The 15,582-nt window shown below is 55.8% G+C and carries 14 protein-coding genes and 2 rRNA genes (1 of these 16 cut by a window edge); 5 read left to right on the plus strand and 11 right to left on the minus strand.

Going from position 1 to position 15,582, the window contains the following annotated elements; translation table 11 throughout:
- Positions 1-1,781: ribosomal RNA gene (locus tag LDN04_RS08790) — 23S ribosomal RNA — on the plus strand; it begins 1,179 nt to the left of the window's first position.
- A 178-nt stretch (positions 1,782-1,959) separates the two neighbouring features.
- Positions 1,960-2,076 (plus strand): 5S ribosomal RNA (gene rrf, locus LDN04_RS08795).
- Positions 2,077-2,186: 110 nt separating this feature from the next.
- On the opposite strand, the gene LDN04_RS08800 is transcribed toward rrf, so the two are convergent.
- The 11 genes from LDN04_RS08800 to LDN04_RS08850 all read right to left on the minus strand — a co-directional run bounded on the left by LDN04_RS08800 (position 2,187) and on the right by LDN04_RS08850 (position 11,752).
- Entirely contained in the window at positions 2,187-2,636 is a 450-nt protein-coding gene (locus LDN04_RS08800) for a hypothetical protein (protein ID WP_223908955.1), read from the minus strand.
- A gap of 172 nt (positions 2,637-2,808) precedes the next feature.
- Positions 2,809-5,040, minus strand: coding sequence for a PAS domain-containing sensor histidine kinase (locus LDN04_RS08805; RefSeq protein WP_223908957.1), 2,232 nt, complete (start codon positions 5,038-5,040; stop codon positions 2,809-2,811).
- Positions 5,041-5,128: 88 nt separating this feature from the next.
- On the minus strand, positions 5,129-6,814 hold the full coding sequence (gene ubiB / locus LDN04_RS08810) for a 2-polyprenylphenol 6-hydroxylase (protein ID WP_223908960.1): 1,686 nt from the start codon (positions 6,812-6,814) through the stop codon (positions 5,129-5,131).
- On the minus strand, positions 6,808-7,125 hold the full coding sequence (locus tag LDN04_RS08815; RefSeq protein WP_223908962.1) for a phasin family protein: 318 nt from the start codon (positions 7,123-7,125) through the stop codon (positions 6,808-6,810). The genes ubiB and LDN04_RS08815 overlap by 7 nt, the downstream gene beginning before the upstream one ends.
- A gap of 149 nt (positions 7,126-7,274) precedes the next feature.
- Positions 7,275-7,487, minus strand: a complete 213-nt coding sequence (locus LDN04_RS08820) for a DUF2905 domain-containing protein (RefSeq protein WP_223908963.1) — start codon at positions 7,485-7,487, stop codon at positions 7,275-7,277.
- A gap of 12 nt (positions 7,488-7,499) precedes the next feature.
- Positions 7,500-8,039 (minus strand): epoxyqueuosine reductase QueH, encoded by a 540-nt coding sequence (locus LDN04_RS08825; RefSeq protein WP_223908964.1) that lies wholly within the window; start codon positions 8,037-8,039, stop codon positions 7,500-7,502.
- Positions 8,040-8,043: 4 nt separating this feature from the next.
- Complete coding sequence (locus tag LDN04_RS08830) at positions 8,044-8,769, minus strand: DnaA ATPase domain-containing protein (protein ID WP_223913363.1); 726 nt, start codon at positions 8,767-8,769, stop codon at positions 8,044-8,046.
- Between the two features lie 2 nt (positions 8,770-8,771).
- Complete coding sequence (ruvB, locus tag LDN04_RS08835; protein WP_223908965.1) at positions 8,772-9,788, minus strand: Holliday junction branch migration DNA helicase RuvB; 1,017 nt, start codon at positions 9,786-9,788, stop codon at positions 8,772-8,774.
- A gap of 22 nt (positions 9,789-9,810) precedes the next feature.
- Positions 9,811-10,410: a Holliday junction branch migration protein RuvA gene (ruvA, locus tag LDN04_RS08840; protein WP_223908967.1), complete on the minus strand. Its 600-nt coding sequence runs from the start codon at positions 10,408-10,410 to the stop codon at positions 9,811-9,813.
- Positions 10,407-10,901, minus strand: a complete 495-nt coding sequence (ruvC, locus tag LDN04_RS08845) for a crossover junction endodeoxyribonuclease RuvC (RefSeq protein ID WP_223908970.1) — start codon at positions 10,899-10,901, stop codon at positions 10,407-10,409. Before ruvC ends, ruvA begins: the two co-directional genes overlap by 4 nt.
- Before the next feature lie 107 nt (positions 10,902-11,008).
- Positions 11,009-11,752 (minus strand): YebC/PmpR family DNA-binding transcriptional regulator, encoded by a 744-nt coding sequence (locus LDN04_RS08850; RefSeq protein WP_223908971.1) that lies wholly within the window; start codon positions 11,750-11,752, stop codon positions 11,009-11,011.
- A gap of 571 nt (positions 11,753-12,323) precedes the next feature.
- Between LDN04_RS08850 and LDN04_RS08855 the strand changes: the two genes are divergently transcribed.
- From LDN04_RS08855 to LDN04_RS08865, 3 genes are all read left to right on the plus strand, one after another.
- Complete coding sequence (locus LDN04_RS08855; protein ID WP_223908972.1) at positions 12,324-13,094, plus strand: IclR family transcriptional regulator; 771 nt, start codon at positions 12,324-12,326, stop codon at positions 13,092-13,094.
- 120 nt (positions 13,095-13,214) lie between these two features.
- Complete coding sequence (locus LDN04_RS08860) at positions 13,215-13,523, plus strand: DUF485 domain-containing protein (RefSeq protein WP_223908973.1); 309 nt, start codon at positions 13,215-13,217, stop codon at positions 13,521-13,523.
- A 14-nt stretch (positions 13,524-13,537) separates the two neighbouring features.
- Positions 13,538-15,529, plus strand: coding sequence for a cation acetate symporter (locus LDN04_RS08865; protein WP_223908974.1), 1,992 nt, complete (start codon positions 13,538-13,540; stop codon positions 15,527-15,529).
- Positions 15,530-15,582 lie beyond the last annotated feature (53 nt).

The raw sequence follows: 15,582 nt of genomic DNA on the forward strand, positions 1-15,582 counted from the left end.
ATGTAACGGGGCTAAGCATAGTACCGAAGCTGCGGATTGGCATCTTAAGATGCCAGTGGTAGGGGAGCATTGTGTAAGCCTGCGAAGGTCGACCGTGAGGACGGCTGGAGGTATCACAAGAGATTATGCTGACATGAGTAGCGAAAAACAAGGTGAGAAACCTTGTCACCGAAAACCCAAGGTTTCCTACGTAAAGGTAATCTGCGTAGGGTTAGTCGGTCCCTAAGGCGAGGCCGAAAGGCGTAGTTGATGGGAAACAGGTTAATATTCCTGTACCTCTTGTTACTGCGATGGGGGGACGGAGAAGGGTAGGCGATCCGGGTACTGGATGTCCCGGTTTAAGCGTGTAGGCGGGGAGTGTAGGTAAATCCGCATTCCCATTCAACGCCGAGGCGTGATGACGAGAGCGTATGCTCACAAAGTCGTTGATCCCATGCTTCCAAGAAAAGCCTCTAAGCTTCAGGTAACAAGAGACCGTACCGTAAACCGACTCAGGTGGGTGAGGAGAAAATCCTAAGGTGCTTGAGAGAACACTGGTTAAGGAACTCGGCAAAATGACACCGTAACTTCGGGAGAAGGTGTGCCTCCACTAGGTGTAGCGATTCGCACGTGAAGCCGATGGAGGTCGCAGAGAAATGGCGGTAGCGACTGTTTACTAAAAACACAGGACTCTGCAAAGACGAAAGTCGACGTATAGGGTCTGACGCCTGCCCGGTGCCGGAAGGTTAAGGGGATTTGTCAGCCGCAAGGCGAAGCTTTGAACCGAAGCCCCGGTAAACGGCGGCCGTAACTATAACGGTCCTAAGGTAGCGAAATTCCTTGTCGGGTAAGTTCCGACCTGCACGAATGGCGTAACGATTTCCGCGCTGTCTCAACCAGTGGCTCAGCGAAATTGAATTCTCGGTGAAGATGCCGAGTACCCGCGGTAAGACGGAAAGACCCCGTGCACCTTTACTACAGCTTGACAGTGACATTCGGAATAATTTGTGTAGGATAGGTGGGAGACGTTGAAGCTGGCACGCCAGTGTCGGTGGAGTCAACCTTGAAATACCACCCTGGTTGTTTTGGATGTCTAACCCAGGCCCGTCATCCGGGTCGGGGACACTGTCTGGTGGGTAGTTTGACTGGGGCGGTCGCCTCCCAAAGAGTAACGGAGGCGCGCGAAGGTTCCCTCAGCCCGATTGGAAACCGGGCGTTGAGTGCAAAGGCATAAGGGAGCTTGACTGCGAGACCAACAAGTCGAGCAGGTACGAAAGTAGGTCTTAGTGATCCGGCGGTTCTGTATGGAAGGGCCGTCGCTCAACGGATAAAAGGTACGCCGGGGATAACAGGCTGATCTCCCCCAAGAGTTCACATCGACGGGGAGGTTTGGCACCTCGATGTCGGCTCATCGCATCCTGGGGCTGAAGTAGGTCCCAAGGGTTTGGCTGTTCGCCAATTAAAGCGGTACGCGAGCTGGGTTTAAAACGTCGTGAGACAGTTTGGTCCCTATCTACCGTGGGCGCAGGATACTTGAGAAGAGCTGTCCTTAGTACGAGAGGACCGGGATGGACGTACCGCTGGTGTTCCAGTTGTTCCGCCAGGAGCAGTCGCTGGGTAGCTATGTACGGAAAGGATAACCGCTGAAAGCATCTAAGCGGGAAGCCTCCTTCAAGATTAGGTATCCCCGGGGTTAGCCCCCCCTGAAGGCCCGTTGTAGACCACAACGTTGATAGGCCGGGTGTGTAAGTGCAGTAATGCATTTAGCTGACCGGTACTAATCGGCCGTGAGGCTTGACCATAAAAATTATTGAAGAGGGGGTGGTAACCCCACCCCCTCGATAAATCAATCACCACTACCTACAAATCAAATCTATGCAATTGCCGAGATAAATTCGGGACTCGGGATCCGGGACTCGGGATCAGTAAAGTCAATACCTTTACTGGCCTCAAGTTCTCAGCCTCAGTTCCAAAGAGTTTCTCGGTGGCTATGCCGAGAGGGTCACACCCGTTCCCATCCCGAACACGGAAGTTAAGCCTCTCTGGGCCGATGGTACTGCACGGGCAGCTGTGTGGGAGAGTAGGTCGCCGCCGGGAATTTTATCCAAAAGCCCCACCATTCTTTATGGTGGGGCTTTCTTTTTGCCTAAACTTGTCGGCTATCTGTGTCTATGAAATGTACAAAATCTTTATCGTCTGCTCGATTTTCAGCCAGCATTATCCTGCACGGGAGCCTCCACCCATGCCTGAGCCAGGGAGAGATGTTTGAGGAATTCTGCGGCGTAATGGAGGTGATTTGAGGTAGTTGCTACGTTGACACTTTCATCCCCCCGCTGGATGCTTAATGCATAGCCATGTCTATTGTTTCTTTCGTAACGTTCGACGGCTAGTCTGGTAGTTGTTTCCCCCTCTGAGCCCTCAAACTTGTGTGTGAGAGTTTCTTTCCCGCCAGTTTCACAAATTTTGCTGATCATCCGCGACAGATCAAACCCTTCCGACGGGCTGACGATAAACCGAAGCGGTTGACTTTTCCCTTCAAGCCTGAAAAAACGGAGCGCTATCCGTCCTTCCGCCGGTTTTCCCGTTGTACGCCTTTCGTAGGGGCTGATTTCCAACCCAGAATTTTTTGAATAGATCGTGACCTGCGGTATTTTCATCTCCACCTCCTCCTTTCTCCATCGTGTGCTGATCTTATGGTGAGCAGACGCGCTAGTAGTATCAGAAAAGCTGAGGCATTGCAATTAAAAAAAACTAACAAACAGAGGTGCGTTTTGTGGGTAATGCATGAGGAAACAGGAGGAGTCCGGTGTCGTCTGCAACGAGGATAGACTAGCTTTCACCGACTGGTAGTTCGATGATGAATCGGGTTCCCGTCGGTTCGTTGTTTTTGACCCTGATGAAGCCGTGATGGTCAGAGATGATGGTGTTCACGATGGCAAGCCCCAGACCGGTTCCTGACTTTTTTGTCGAGAAATAGGGCTCGAACAGACGCGGACGGTCTTCGGGGGCGATGCCGTGGCCGGTGTCGGCTACAACGCAGGTCACCATCTTCAGTTCATGGTTGCAACTGCTCTCCACCGTGATTGCTCCTTCGCCGTCAATTGCAGCAACAGCGTTGTCCAGCAGGTTGATGAGCACCCGTTTGATCTGGTCGCGGTCGAGCATGAGCAGGGGGATACTGTCGTCCCCGTGGAATGAGAATGTGATGGTGCGATGGGCCTCCTGGTAGAGTGTGAGGGCTTCGAGAATGATGTCATTGAGGTTGTTGGGCGTTGGCTGGGCTGCCGGCATGCGGGCAAAGTTTGAAAACTCGTCAACGAGAGATTTCAGTTCGTCCACCGACTTGATGATCATGGCCGTACATTCATCGAAGACCCTTTCTTCTTCGCCGAAACGGGACAGGTAGCGTTTCCTGAGCCGCTGGGCCGAGAGCTGGATAGGGGTGAGGGGATTCTTGATTTCGTGGGCGATGCGCCGCGCAACCTCACGCCATGCTGCCATGCGCTGGGCTTTGATCAGCTGTGTCAGGTCATCGAAAACAACAACAGTTCCCATGAATTCGTCGTTTTCGTCCTTGAGTACGGTCAAGTTGACCAGCAGGGTAAGATTGCCGTCCCTGAATGGAATGGTGACCTGTTTGCGGATGGTGTCCTGTTTTCCGAGTACCAGGTCGCGCAGCATCCCCTTGACGGTGTCCAGATGGGTCGAGCGCAACACCTCGCGGAAATTCCTGCCAAGCACATCGGTTGTGGTTATGTGAAGGAGTCGCTCGGCAGATTTGTTCACCGTGGTGAGGATTCCCTCTTTGTCGACAGAAATCACCCCGGCAGTGACGTTTTTTAAAACCGTTTCCATGTAACGGCGCCGTTGTTCAAGTTCCTGATTGCTCCGGACTACCTCTTCGTTGGTCTGTTTCAGGGCCAACTGATTATTGCGCAGGTCCTCAGTCATTTTATTGAAAGAGGCGACCAGCATTCCTATCTCGTCGTTTCCCTTTTCTCCTAGATGGATATTGAGATTTCCCTCGGCAACTTGACGGGTAGCCTCTGCCAGTTCCTGGATCGGGATAGTCAGACTCTTTGCCAGGTAGACTCCGAACCAGACTGCCAGGAAAACGATGACCATGGTGATGAGAAACAGAGTCAGGATGTAACCGGTGGTAATGGGGTTTTTGAGAATCTTAAGTTGCCGGAATTCCTGGTAGGAGGTGGATATCTCCTTCATCTTGCTGACGAGCGAGTAGGGAACGTAGTAATTAACCACCACCACACCGACGACGTCATGGGGATTCCAGTTGGAGAATACCGGCACGATGCCGCGGATGAGGTCAGCTTTTCCAACCGGGTTAACCCGAGAAAGCTCCTTGCCGCTGAGGGCTACATTGATGTCTTCCGACGAAGGGTTAGTGAACTCCCCGAGCGGCAGCTTTGGGTTGGAGGCCCGGATCAGTTCCTCTCGCTGGGACGAGAAAACCTCCACTACTCCCAGATTGTATTCCTTCTGCTTCTGACGGATGAGAGCCTTGAGGCGGGGAAGATTTTCATCGTTGATGAGTTTCTGTTCTTTGATGGTGGCGCTCAGCTGCTGTCCGTAATAAAGGGCGTTGGCCGCCGATGTCTTGTAGTAAGTCTGGGCGACCTCCATGGATTCATCAAGGGATGTTTCCACCTGTTTGTTGAACCAGTTCTGGATGCTGTTGTTGATGAATCCGGCCGATACGAAGAACAGGAGCATGGTCGGCACTAGGGAAAGGCCGACGAAAGCGAACACCAGCTTAGTGCGCAGTCGGGCGCCGATAACGTTCTGTCGGCGTTCCATGAGCATCTTTGCGATATTTCTGAATACCAGGTAGATGAGCAGGATAATGAGCAGGGTTATGATGTTAATCAGGCCGAAGATGAGGATGTTGTTCCCCATGGGGACTTCTGAGCTGAGGCGCGTCAGGTGGATTTCGGCGGCAGTGCAGACGATGATGAGCAGAAGGGAGAGGGCGACGATGACCCCTTCCCGTTTGCGTTTTTTCAGTTCTGCGGGGGGGATTGAGGGGGGCTGTTTCGGCATGATGCTCCTATTGTGAATAGGTAAAAGTTACCGCTAATCTATATGAAAAAGGTGGCAAGTTCAAGGTGTGAAAAGGGTGACAACTCCCTCAGAGCCGGCCGGAACGGATGATGGCGATTACCCACCAGAGACCGATGACGCCGGCAATGGTGTAGCCGAAGAAGGCAAACACGGGGAATTCGAAGAGAAGAGGCCCCTTGTCGGTCTGCATGATGATTGAAGAACCGACGATAAGAGCGGCGATGATGAGGCTTGAAGAGAGACGGTTGATGGATTTATCCAGTTCCCGGATGAAACGGTCGAGGCCGCGGTGCTCCAGGTCGATCTTGAACTTGTTCCGGTTGAGCCGGTTGAGTATTTCCTTGATGTCGCGCGGAAGATTCTTCGTCAGGTTGACGTAGGACATGGCGTAAGAGTTTATGTCCTTGAAGATGCGGCGCGGGGAGAGTTTTTCCTTTACCACCTTTTCCATGGGGGGACGGAGATGGCTTATCATGTCGAACTGGGGATCCAGTTCCCGTCCCATCCCCTCTATGGTGACCAGGGCTTTGGTGAGGAGCATCAGGTCGGGCTGGATTTTGATGTGGTAGGTAGTGATGATTTCGATGAACTCCATGAGCATCCTGCCGACTTCGATCTCCTGGAGTGGAATTTCGTAGTAACTGTCAATGAACTCCGACAGGTCACGCTTGAGTGCCCGGGTATCGAGCGAATCGGTGATTTCTCCAGAATAGAGGAGGATGGAAATAACCTCGTCCACGTTCCGTTCCAGGATGGCGAGAAGGATGTCGGTCAGGTATCCTTTAAGCTGGGCATCAAGCCGGCCAACCATGCCGTAATCGAGAAGGCAGATGACGTTGTCCGGGAGGATGAGAACGTTCCCCGGATGGGGGTCGCCATGGAAAAAGCCGTGGTTCAGCACCATTTTCAGAAACGCATCGGCACCCCGCTGGGCTATGGTGACGCGGTTGAGCCCTGCCCGTTCCAGGGCATGCAGATCCGACACCTTGATGCCGTCGATGTATTCCATAGTGAGGATGCCGCGGGTAGTCGCCTGCCAGAAGACGCGGGGGAAATACAGAGAGGAATCATCGGTAAAGTTGGCAGTGAATTTTTCGATGGTGCGACCTTCCCGGGAGAAGTCCATTTCCCGCCGGATAGTGCGGGCAAACTCTTTGACGACCCCCATGGGATCGTAGATGTCGCTTCCCGGCAGGTGGCGTTCGGCAAGGTAAGCCAGTCCCATGAGGGCATCGATATCGGTCTCCACCAACTCCACTACGCCCGGCCGGCGTATCTTCACGACCACTTCTTCGCCGGTGAGAAGCCGGGCTCGGTGGACTTGGGCTATGGAGGCGGCTGCGATGGGGACGGAATCGAAGCTGGCAAAGATCTCTCCGATCTCCCTTCCCAGTTCGCGCTGCACCTGCTCCCGTGCTTCGGCAGAGGAGAAGGAGGGGACGTCGTCCTGCAGCTTTGCGAATTCGGTGATATACGTGGGGGGGAGGAGGTCGGGGCGGGTTGATAGAAGTTGACCGAGTTTAACGAAGGTCGGTCCCAGTTCTTCCAGCGCCAGACGGAGCCGTTCCGCCTGGGAGAGCTGGGCAATGGCAGATTCGTCGCGACGAAGCAGACGCCGGCTGCGGGCGACCAGTTGGGAAAGGTTGAGGTACTCCAGAATGTGGTCGAAACCGTACTTGAACAGGACCCGTACCACATTCCGGTAGCGTCTAATGCTGCGGATATTGCGGTTGAACTGCAGGAGGTTCAGCATGGGGCTCCCGGCTCGGTTTGCGCCAGCCGATTTTCCAGCTCTTCAACCCGCTTCGACAGACGATCGAACTCGTCACGGGGGACCAGCCCAGCCCGGTCGATGACTTTTTTTACTTCCGCTTCGGCAATTTCCGCCACTTTGGACTTGCTCTCCTTGGCCATGTTCTGCATCTTGTCAAGGAAGGCCCTCCCCTCGTCTTCACTCACCTTGTACTTATCCTTCAGGTCCTTGACGAATTCCTCGGCCATCTTCTGGGATAGTGCTGCGGCTCCCAGCCCGGTCAGTATAGCTTTCTCCAACAGTTCGAACATGGCTGCCTCCGGTATGCGTGAGTGGACTTTCTGTCAATAAAGGTAGCAGGAAAAATGCCGATTACAATCCCTTGCCAGTCGGCATATAGGCCTTTGTTGTCTCTCTTCTGTGTCTTGGCTGGCGCCTCAAGCAGGTTCCGGAGTGTCTGTTACCGCCGCAGCAGCCAGAGTACCAGCGACAGGACAAGCGATAGCAGGATGCTCGTGGCAAGGGGAAAGTAGAAGGAGAAATTTTCCCTTTTGATAGAGATGTCACCGGGGAGTCTCCCCAGCCAGGGGATACGGTCGGCGAAGGAGAGTGCTATGCCGACCGCGGCAATGACGAGCCCGATGACTATGAGGTGCTTGCCGAAACCGGTCATGGGATTCTCCTTTCACTGCAATGGCTTGGGGGCGTAACGTTCCTTTTCGCTGTAGATACAGCCGCAGTACTGCTGGCGGTAGAGCCCGACCTCCCTAGAGATGCGGATACCCTCCTGCCAGCCCCGCCGGAAATCGTCGTAGTGAAAGCGGATACCGTATCTGGCGCCGATGCTTTCTCCCAGTTCGCGGATGGTGTCGTGTTTCTGATACCTGCTGTAAAGGAGCGACGAGGTGAAGGCCGGGAAACCGTTTTCGGCTGCGGCCTTTGCGGTCGCTTCCAGGCGGGACGCATAACAGTAGATGCAGCGCTGATCTGGATTGTCTGCTACCGCAGCCAGGAACTCTTCCAGCCGGTACTCATCCCGGTAAACCATGGCCAGATCAACTTTCTCGGCATATACCCGTACCGTATCCAGGCGGCGCCGGTATTCCTGGTAGGGGTGGATGTTGTGATTGTAGAAGAAGCCGGTCACTTCCATTCCCTGGGAACGGAGTTCCTTGAGGGGGTAAATGGCGCAGGGGGCGCAGCAGATGTGGAGCAGAATCTTCATCTCATTATCCTCCCAGGGCCAGCGCTTCCCGTGTCTGCCGCACGGTGATCTTCCGCTGGGTCGCCAGGGCATGACGGCTGATCAAGTCCAGTGCCTCGATCAGGGCTGGAGTGTCCCGGCGGGTGTGTATCAGGAGATAGTCTATCACGTCTGCCGGCAGAAGTACTTGCCGGTCTTCCGCGAGCTTCTTCATGATCATGCGGCGGGAGTCGTCGTCGGAAACGTCCACTTTTGCCACGAGCCCCCAGAGCAGTCGGGAGATGAGATGGTCGTCAAGATGGGGCAACTCTTTCGGGGGGTAGAGACCGGTCAGGGCGATTTTCTTCCCTGCCGTATAGAAATCGTTGAAGAGCTGCCAGAGTTCAACCCGCAGCTTTGGCTGGTCCGGAAGGAGATGGAGATCATCGATGAGCAGCGCCGGTGCGTCACGGAAATGCTCAGCCAGGAGCGAAGTCGCTTCGGCGGTGTAATCGCCTCGATACAGGGCCTCGACTTCCCTGCCCGATATGTACGAGGAAGGCGCAGGTTGATTTGCCAGACATTCGCCGATGGCAGAGAGAAGGTGGGTTTTGCCAGAGCCAGGGGGGCCGTAGATGTAGAGGAGATTTTCCGTGCCCTGCAGGTCTGCCAGCAGTCGGGCGAACCGGTAGGCGGTTTCATTCCCGCCGCAGACCACGAAGTTGTCGAAGCGATACCGGGGTTTGAGAGGGAAGTCGAATACCTGCTGCATGGTCAAAAAAGCTTTCCCTGGGGCGATTCGGGCGCGATTCGCCCGAAGTGTTCGTATGCGGTCCTGGTGGCAACCCGGCCGCGTGGGGTGCGGTTCAGGAAGCCGTTCTGGATGAGAAACGGTTCGTAAACGTCTTCGATGGTGTCGCTCTCTTCGCTGATGGCAGCAGCGATGGTGTCGAGCCCGACCGGGCCGCCGCCGAACTTGTCGATGATGGTGAGAAGAATGAGCCGGTCCATCTGGTCGAAGCCCATGACGTCGATTTCCAGGAGCGCCAGGGCGTCCTGCACCACGGCATGGGTGATGATGCCGTCGGCCCGGACCTGGGCAAAGTCCCGCACGCGTCGGAGAAGTCGGTTGGCGATACGGGGGGTACCGCGGCTGCGGCGGGCCAGTTCCAGCGCTCCGTCATCCTCCATGGGGATGGCGAGGATGCGGGCCGAGCGGCTGACTATGGTGGCCAGTTCACTATCGGTGTAAAACTCCAGCCGTGAGATCACTCCGAAGCGGTCCCGCAGGGGAGAGGAGAGGAGCCCGGCGCGGGTGGTGGCCCCAACCAGGGTGAAACGGGGGAGTTCAAGCTTGACGGTGCGGGCGCTCGGCCCCTGGCCGATGATGATATCCAGCTGGAAATCCTCCATGGCCGGATAGAGAATCTCTTCCACCACATGGGAAAGGCGGTGGATTTCGTCGATGAAGAGGACGTCGTGGGGTTCCAGATTGGTGAGAATGGCGGCCAGGTCTCCCGGGCGTTCGATGACCGGACCCGAGGTCGACTTGATGCTGACCCCCATTTCGCAGGCGATGATGTTGGCCAGGGTGGTCTTCCCCAGCCCCGGCGGACCGTAGAGAAGAACATGGTCGAGTGCCTCGCTCCGCTTGCGGGCCGCGTCGATAAAGAGCCGCAGGTTCCCTTTGGCCTTCTCCTGGCCGATGTAGTCGGCGAGGGCGCGTGGCCGAAGAGTTGCCTCGATGAGGGCGTCGTCATCGGTCAGTGTTGGGGAAATTGTCCGGGTCATTCCACGTCCAGTCCTGGATTCATCAACGCATCAGCTGTTTCAGCGCCTGTTTGAGGATGGTTTCCATGCCGGTCTCTGGGGTGATCGACAGTTCCGCGAGCACCTTGTTCACCACTGCTTCCTTGTATCCCAGGTTGATGAGGGCGGAGGTGACATCTTCCATGATGTCGGCAGCCACCGCAGAGCGCTCCGACGTCTTGGTCGGCGGGAGGAAGTCGAGTTTCTTAACCTTCTCCCGCAGTTCCAGCACCACCCTCTCTGCGGTTTTCCTTCCGATGCCTGGAATGGCGCAGAGCCTTGCCAGGTCGGCGCGCAGGAGTGCATCACCCAGTTCGTCTACCTGGATATTGGAGAGGATGTCCTTTGCCAGTTTCGGACCGATGCCGGAAACGGATATGAGGAGCTGGAAGAACTGTTTTTCCGCCGGGGTGCGAAACCCGTAAAGGTTTATGGCGTCTTCCTTGACGTGGGTGTAAATGTTGAGGGAGAGGCTTTCCCCCTCGGGAGGGAGGTCATAGTAAGTGGAGAAGGGGATTTGTACCCGGTAGCCGACTCCGTGGACGTCCAGCACGATATATTCCGGCGACTTGTGGGCAATGGTGCCGGTCAGAAGGGCGATCATTTCAGTCTCTCCCGCAACGTGTTGAGCCCCACCGAGTGGGCGTGGCAGACGGCGACCGCTAGGGCGTCCGAAGCGTCTTCCTGGGCGACTTCCGGGAGATTGAGGAGCGCCTTGAGCATTTTTTGCACCTGCTCCTTGGCGGCCCGGCCATGGCCGACCACCGCCTGCTTGACCTGGAGGGCTGAGTATTCATAGACCGGCAGGCCGGCGTTAACCCCCGCCACGATGGCCGCTCCCCTGGCCTGTCCCAGCTTCAATGCGCTCTGCACATTGGTGGCGAAGAAGATGTTCTCTACTGCCATGGCATCAGGGGAATGACGTTCGATGATCTCGGTCAGCCCTCGATAGATGCGTTGCAGGCGAAGGGGAAAGTCCTTGTGGGCATCGGTAAAGATGGCACCGTTGTCCACATGGATAAGCCGGTTTCCCTCTTTGCGGATGATGCCGTATCCGGTAATGCGCGAACCGGGGTCGATACCGATAATTTTCATGGGGCCTTGTTGGGAAACCGCGGGTGTAACTCCAGCTGGTTGCCCTTATTTCGGGGCAACCAAAGGTGACCCCGGCAAAAAGGGGACATGATGCCCCCTTGCTCGTGTTACATCATTTTTTCCATCTCTTCTGCCGAGATGTCGAAGTTGGCGTAGACGTTCTGGACATCGTCGTTGTCCTCCAGACGGTCCATCATTTTCAGCATGTTTTCGGCGTTTTTGCCATCCAGCTTCACCATGGTCTGGGGGATCATGGTAGTTTCCGCCGACTCGTATTTGAATCCGGCCTTTTCCAGGGCTTCCCGTACCTCAATGAAGGTCGTCGGATCGGTCAGGACCTCGTACTGTTCCTCTTCGTCGGCCACGTCATCCGCTCCCGCCTCGAGTGCCACCTCGAACAGCTTGTCGAAGTCGGTCTGCTTGGGGAAAACGATGAGTCCTTTCTTGTCGAACAGCCACGAGACACAGCCGGCTTCTCCCATATTGCCGTTACACTTGGTGAAGATGCTCCTGATGTCCGAAACAGAGCGGTTGCGGTTGTCGGTCAGCACCTCCACGAGGACCGCCACTCCGCCAGGGCCATACCCTTCGTAGACGATTTCCTCATAGATGACCCCTTCCATTCCGCCGGTCCCCTTCTTGATGGCCCGCTCGATGTTGTCCTTGGGCATGTTCTCCGCCTTCGCCTTGTCGACAGCGGTGCGGAGCCGCGGGTTGCCGTTGGGGTCGCCGCCGCCGAGCTTGGCGGCCACGGAAATCTCCTTGATCAGCTTGGTAAATATCTTGCCGCGCTTGGCATCTGCTGCGCCTTTTTTATGTTTGATAGTGCTCCATTTATTATGTCCTGACATCTGTCGACTCCTTTTCAAATTTTCAGATTCTTGAATGGAGGGTTTGCCCCATTAAAACGCTAAATACTAGCATGGCGAAATCAGTGTTGTAAAGGGTGAAAATGGAATGCTGGTAGGTAATCAGTGCCAAGCGGACGCGGGCGGTTGGCGACTCGGGCGGATAAGGTGGTGTTGCTTTGCTGTTTGTCGGGAATCTAATAAACCTCGTTTTGAGAGGTGTCTTTACTTGTGGTTCTCCGCGCTACAATTACGGTGGGAGTGGCGGTTGAGGTACCTGTATGCGGAGATGAAATTGCGTCGGAGATGTCATGTGTTTAATGGATAGTGGGGGGGCAACGGAGATTAGGAGTAATTGTAAACTCTTGTTTTATGTGATAAAAATTTCATTGATTTAAAATTTGTAGTGCTGCAAAAAATATATAACACGTTGATATATATCGTAAATAAATTAATTATTGGTGCGAGTTATAATTTTTTATTGACAGCAATAAAACGGCGTGCTAAAAATTAATACAAAAATAGCTGGCTAAACTAGAACATATTTTATTTATTCTGTTTATGGGTCCCCCTTATGGTCAGAGACAAATGTTCCTACGCTGTGCAGACAGTTGAAAAGGCACTGGATATATTGGAGACTCTGACCGAAGAGGTTCCCGATTCCACGTTGCCGACCCTTGCGGATCGACTAGGGATTAGCAGGAACAAGGCATTCCGCCTGTTGGCGACTCTGGAGAAGCGGGGCATGGTGGAGCGCGAGGAGTTGACCGGCAGTTATCGTCTCGGGCTCAATGCGCTGGAAATGGCCCAGAGGTTCCTGGACAGCGTCCTTCTCATCAAGCATGCCCGACCGATCATGGAATTGTTGGCGCGAAAGCACGACGAAGCGGTCTATATGACAGTGGCAAGCGGTGACGAGGTGATTTTTCTCGACATGGTCGACTCCATCCAGACGGTGAAAACGGCGCCCCTCGTGGGGAAGCGTTTTCCCTTTTTTACCAACGCGTCGGGCAAGGCCATCAAGGCGCTTGAATCCCGTGACATGCTGGAGCGGCTCTGCAAGAAGCAGAGTCGCAATGGGCGTTTTCCCAATCTGGATCAGCTTGAACGGGAGTTCGACACCATACGTTGCAATGGCGTTGCGGTTGATAACGGTGGGCTGGGTGAGGGGGTGGTGAGTGTGGCGGTTGCCGTAAGGGATTACGCGGGCAAGATCGTCGGTGCCCTTACCATGCTTGGTCCTTCGTTCAGGATGCTGTCGGACCGGTTGGAAAATGAGATCATTCCATCCCTACAGGAGGGGGCGGAAATGCTTTCCATGAAATTTGGCTATGCCAGGATGTAATGACGGGTTCAATCCAATAACGACGAAAGGAGGTAGATGCCGGCACCGTTTGTAATCGAGGGGTTATGTGATGACATAAGCTTCCTTGCTGTTCAATTTACGAAGAAAGGAGTAACTCCCATGGCAGAAAAGCAGTATGACTGGGCGGCGATAGCCAAAAATCCCAAGTTCGTCGAGCTGCACCACAAGAAATCCGCATTCCTGTTCGGCTGGTGGATATTTTCCACCGTGTATTATTTCCTCCTCCCCATCGGGGCAGCGTACGCCCCAGGCCTGTTTAAGGTCAAAGTAATCGGTGTCATCAATTTCGGGTACGTGTTTGCCCTCTCCCAGTTCTTCGTTTCCTGGGGGCTGGCCCATTATTACGCCCATGTGGCCAACAAGGATTTCGACCGTCTCACCCGTGAGCTGGTGGACGAACTCAAGTAAAGGAGGCTCAGAGAATGAAAAAATTAATCGCAGCGTTTACCCTGGCCCTTTCCCTGGGCGCCCTTGCTTACGCGGCTGAGCCTGCCAAGGCTCCGGCTGCCCCTGGCGCTCCTGCAGCAATGACCGCTCCTGCCGCTTCTCCCACGGCACCGGCAGTCGCAGCTCCCAGTGCCACGCCGGCCGCTCCGGCAGCGACGCCTGCCCCGGCTGCTCCGCTCAAGAAGGAGATCAAGGCTAACAAGGTCATTACCATCGGCATGTTCGCGGTCATCATTGCCATCACCATGTCGGTCGTCGTCTGGGCCGCCAAGCGGACCAAGACCGCGGCGGACTTCTACGCGGCGGGTGGCGGCATCACCGGTACCCAGAACGGTTGGGCCATCGCCGGCGACTACATGTCGGCCGCCTCGTTCCTCGGTATTTCCGGGATGATCTCCCTCTACGGGTATGACGGGTTCATGTACTCGGTCGGCTGGCTGGTCGCCTACATCACCGTGCTCCTGATCGTCGCCGAGCCGTGCCGCAACGCCGGCAAGTACACCCTGGGGGACATCCTCTCCTTCCGGACCGAGCCGAAGCCGGTGCGCGCCGTGGCCGCTATCTCCACCGTCGCCGTCTCCACCTTCTACCTCACTGCCCAGATGGTCGGTGCCGGCAAGCTGATGGCCCTGCTGGTGGGCGTTCCCTACAAGACCGCTATCATCGGCGTCGGTATCCTGATGATCGGCTACGTCGTCTTCGGCGGCATGACCGCCACCACTTGGGTTCAGATCATCAAGGCGGGGCTCCTCATGTCCGGCGCGTTCCTGCTGTCGGTGCTGGTCATGGCCAAGGCCGGGTTCAACCCGATCGGGTTCTTCTCCGACATCGTCAACAGCCCCAACATTCAGGACCACGTCTCCAAACTGCTGCTGAAGGACGGCATTACCATGACCGGTACTGACGCCGGTCAGCGCTTCCTGGAGCCGGCCCTGTTCATGAAGGCGCCGCTTGACCAGATCTCCCTCGGAATGGCCTTGGTGCTCGGCACCGCTGGCATGCCGCACATCCTCATGCGCTTCTTTACGGTTCCCACCGCCCAGGCGGCCCGCAAGTCCGTCATCATCGCCATGTGGATCATCGGCGGCTTCTACGTCCTGACCACCCTGCTCGGCTTCGGCGCCGCCATCAACGTTACTCCGCAGGTAATCTCCTCGGTTGACGCCGGTGGCAACATGGCCACCCTGTTGCTTGCCCAGCAGCTTGGCTCCGACATCTCTCCGATCGTCGGCGACATCTTCCTCGCCTTCCTCTGCTCCGTTGCCTTCGCGACGATTCTGGCGGTCGTTTCCGGCCTGGTTCTGGCAGCTTCCGCGGCCATCGCCCACGACATCTACGTCAACGTCATCAAGGACGGTCATGCCGACCAGCACGAGCAGGTCATGGCAGCCCGGGTCACGTCGCTGTGCGTCGGTGCCGTCGGTATCGTCATCGGCATCGCCGCCGAGAAGCAGAACGTCGCCCACCTTGTGGCGCTCGCCTTCGCCGTCGCCTCTTCCGGCAACCTGCCGGTCGTGGTCATGTCGCTGTTCTGGCGTAAATTCAACACCGCTGGGGTCATCTCCGGCCTGCTGGTCGGCACCATCGCTTCCATCGGCCTGGTCATGGTCTCCCCCAACATGACCTATCCCAAGACCGTGGCCGCCGGCGCCAAGAAGATCGTCGCGGCGATGGAGAAGAAACAGGCCGCCCTGCCTCCGGGAGCAACCCTTGACGAGAAGGACCTGAAGGCGTTGGACAAGGCCCGGAAGGACTACGAGACGAACAAGGACGGCAAATCCATCCTTGGCCTGGATGCACCGATTCTCAAACTGAAGAACCCGGGCATCTTCTCCATCCCGCTCGGCTTCCTGGCTGCCATCATCGGCACCCTGGCTTTCCCGAGCCGGCGTTCGGAAGAGATGTTCGACGAGATCTACGTTCGCCAGAACACCGGCATCGGCATGGCCAAGGCGATCGACCACTAAAAACCGCGCGTTTTACCATTATTTATGTGATATTATCGGGGAAGGTTCGCCTT

The organism is Geobacter sp. AOG1 (assembly GCF_019972315.1).
Taxonomy (GTDB): Bacteria; Desulfobacterota; Desulfuromonadia; order Geobacterales; family Geobacteraceae; genus Geomobilimonas.

Excerpts from the sequence above, each read along its gene's own strand:
- LDN04_RS08800 (WP_223908955.1), bottom strand. The coding sequence starts at position 2,636 with ATGAAAATACCGCAGGTCACGATCTATTCAAAAAATTCTGGGTTGGAA.
- LDN04_RS08830 (WP_223913363.1), bottom strand. The coding sequence starts at position 8,769 with ATGCAGCAGGTATTCGACTTCCCTCTCAAACCCCGGTATCGCTTCGAC.
- LDN04_RS08805 (WP_223908957.1), bottom strand. The coding sequence starts at position 5,040 with ATGCCGAAACAGCCCCCCTCAATCCCCCCCGCAGAACTGAAAAAACGC.
- ruvA (WP_223908967.1), bottom strand. The coding sequence starts at position 10,410 with ATGATCGCCCTTCTGACCGGCACCATTGCCCACAAGTCGCCGGAATAT.
- ruvB (WP_223908965.1), bottom strand. The coding sequence starts at position 9,788 with ATGACCCGGACAATTTCCCCAACACTGACCGATGACGACGCCCTCATC.
- LDN04_RS08820 (WP_223908963.1), bottom strand. The coding sequence starts at position 7,487 with ATGACCGGTTTCGGCAAGCACCTCATAGTCATCGGGCTCGTCATTGCC.
- LDN04_RS08855 (WP_223908972.1), top strand. The coding sequence starts at position 12,324 with ATGGTCAGAGACAAATGTTCCTACGCTGTGCAGACAGTTGAAAAGGCA.
- LDN04_RS08815 (WP_223908962.1), bottom strand. The coding sequence starts at position 7,125 with ATGTTCGAACTGTTGGAGAAAGCTATACTGACCGGGCTGGGAGCCGCA.
- LDN04_RS08825 (WP_223908964.1), bottom strand. The coding sequence starts at position 8,039 with ATGAAGATTCTGCTCCACATCTGCTGCGCCCCCTGCGCCATTTACCCC.
- LDN04_RS08850 (WP_223908971.1), bottom strand. The coding sequence starts at position 11,752 with ATGTCAGGACATAATAAATGGAGCACTATCAAACATAAAAAAGGCGCA.
- LDN04_RS08865 (WP_223908974.1), top strand. The coding sequence starts at position 13,538 with ATGAAAAAATTAATCGCAGCGTTTACCCTGGCCCTTTCCCTGGGCGCC.
- LDN04_RS08860 (WP_223908973.1), top strand. The coding sequence starts at position 13,215 with ATGGCAGAAAAGCAGTATGACTGGGCGGCGATAGCCAAAAATCCCAAG.
- ruvC (WP_223908970.1), bottom strand. The coding sequence starts at position 10,901 with ATGAAAATTATCGGTATCGACCCCGGTTCGCGCATTACCGGATACGGC.
- ubiB (WP_223908960.1), bottom strand. The coding sequence starts at position 6,814 with ATGCTGAACCTCCTGCAGTTCAACCGCAATATCCGCAGCATTAGACGC.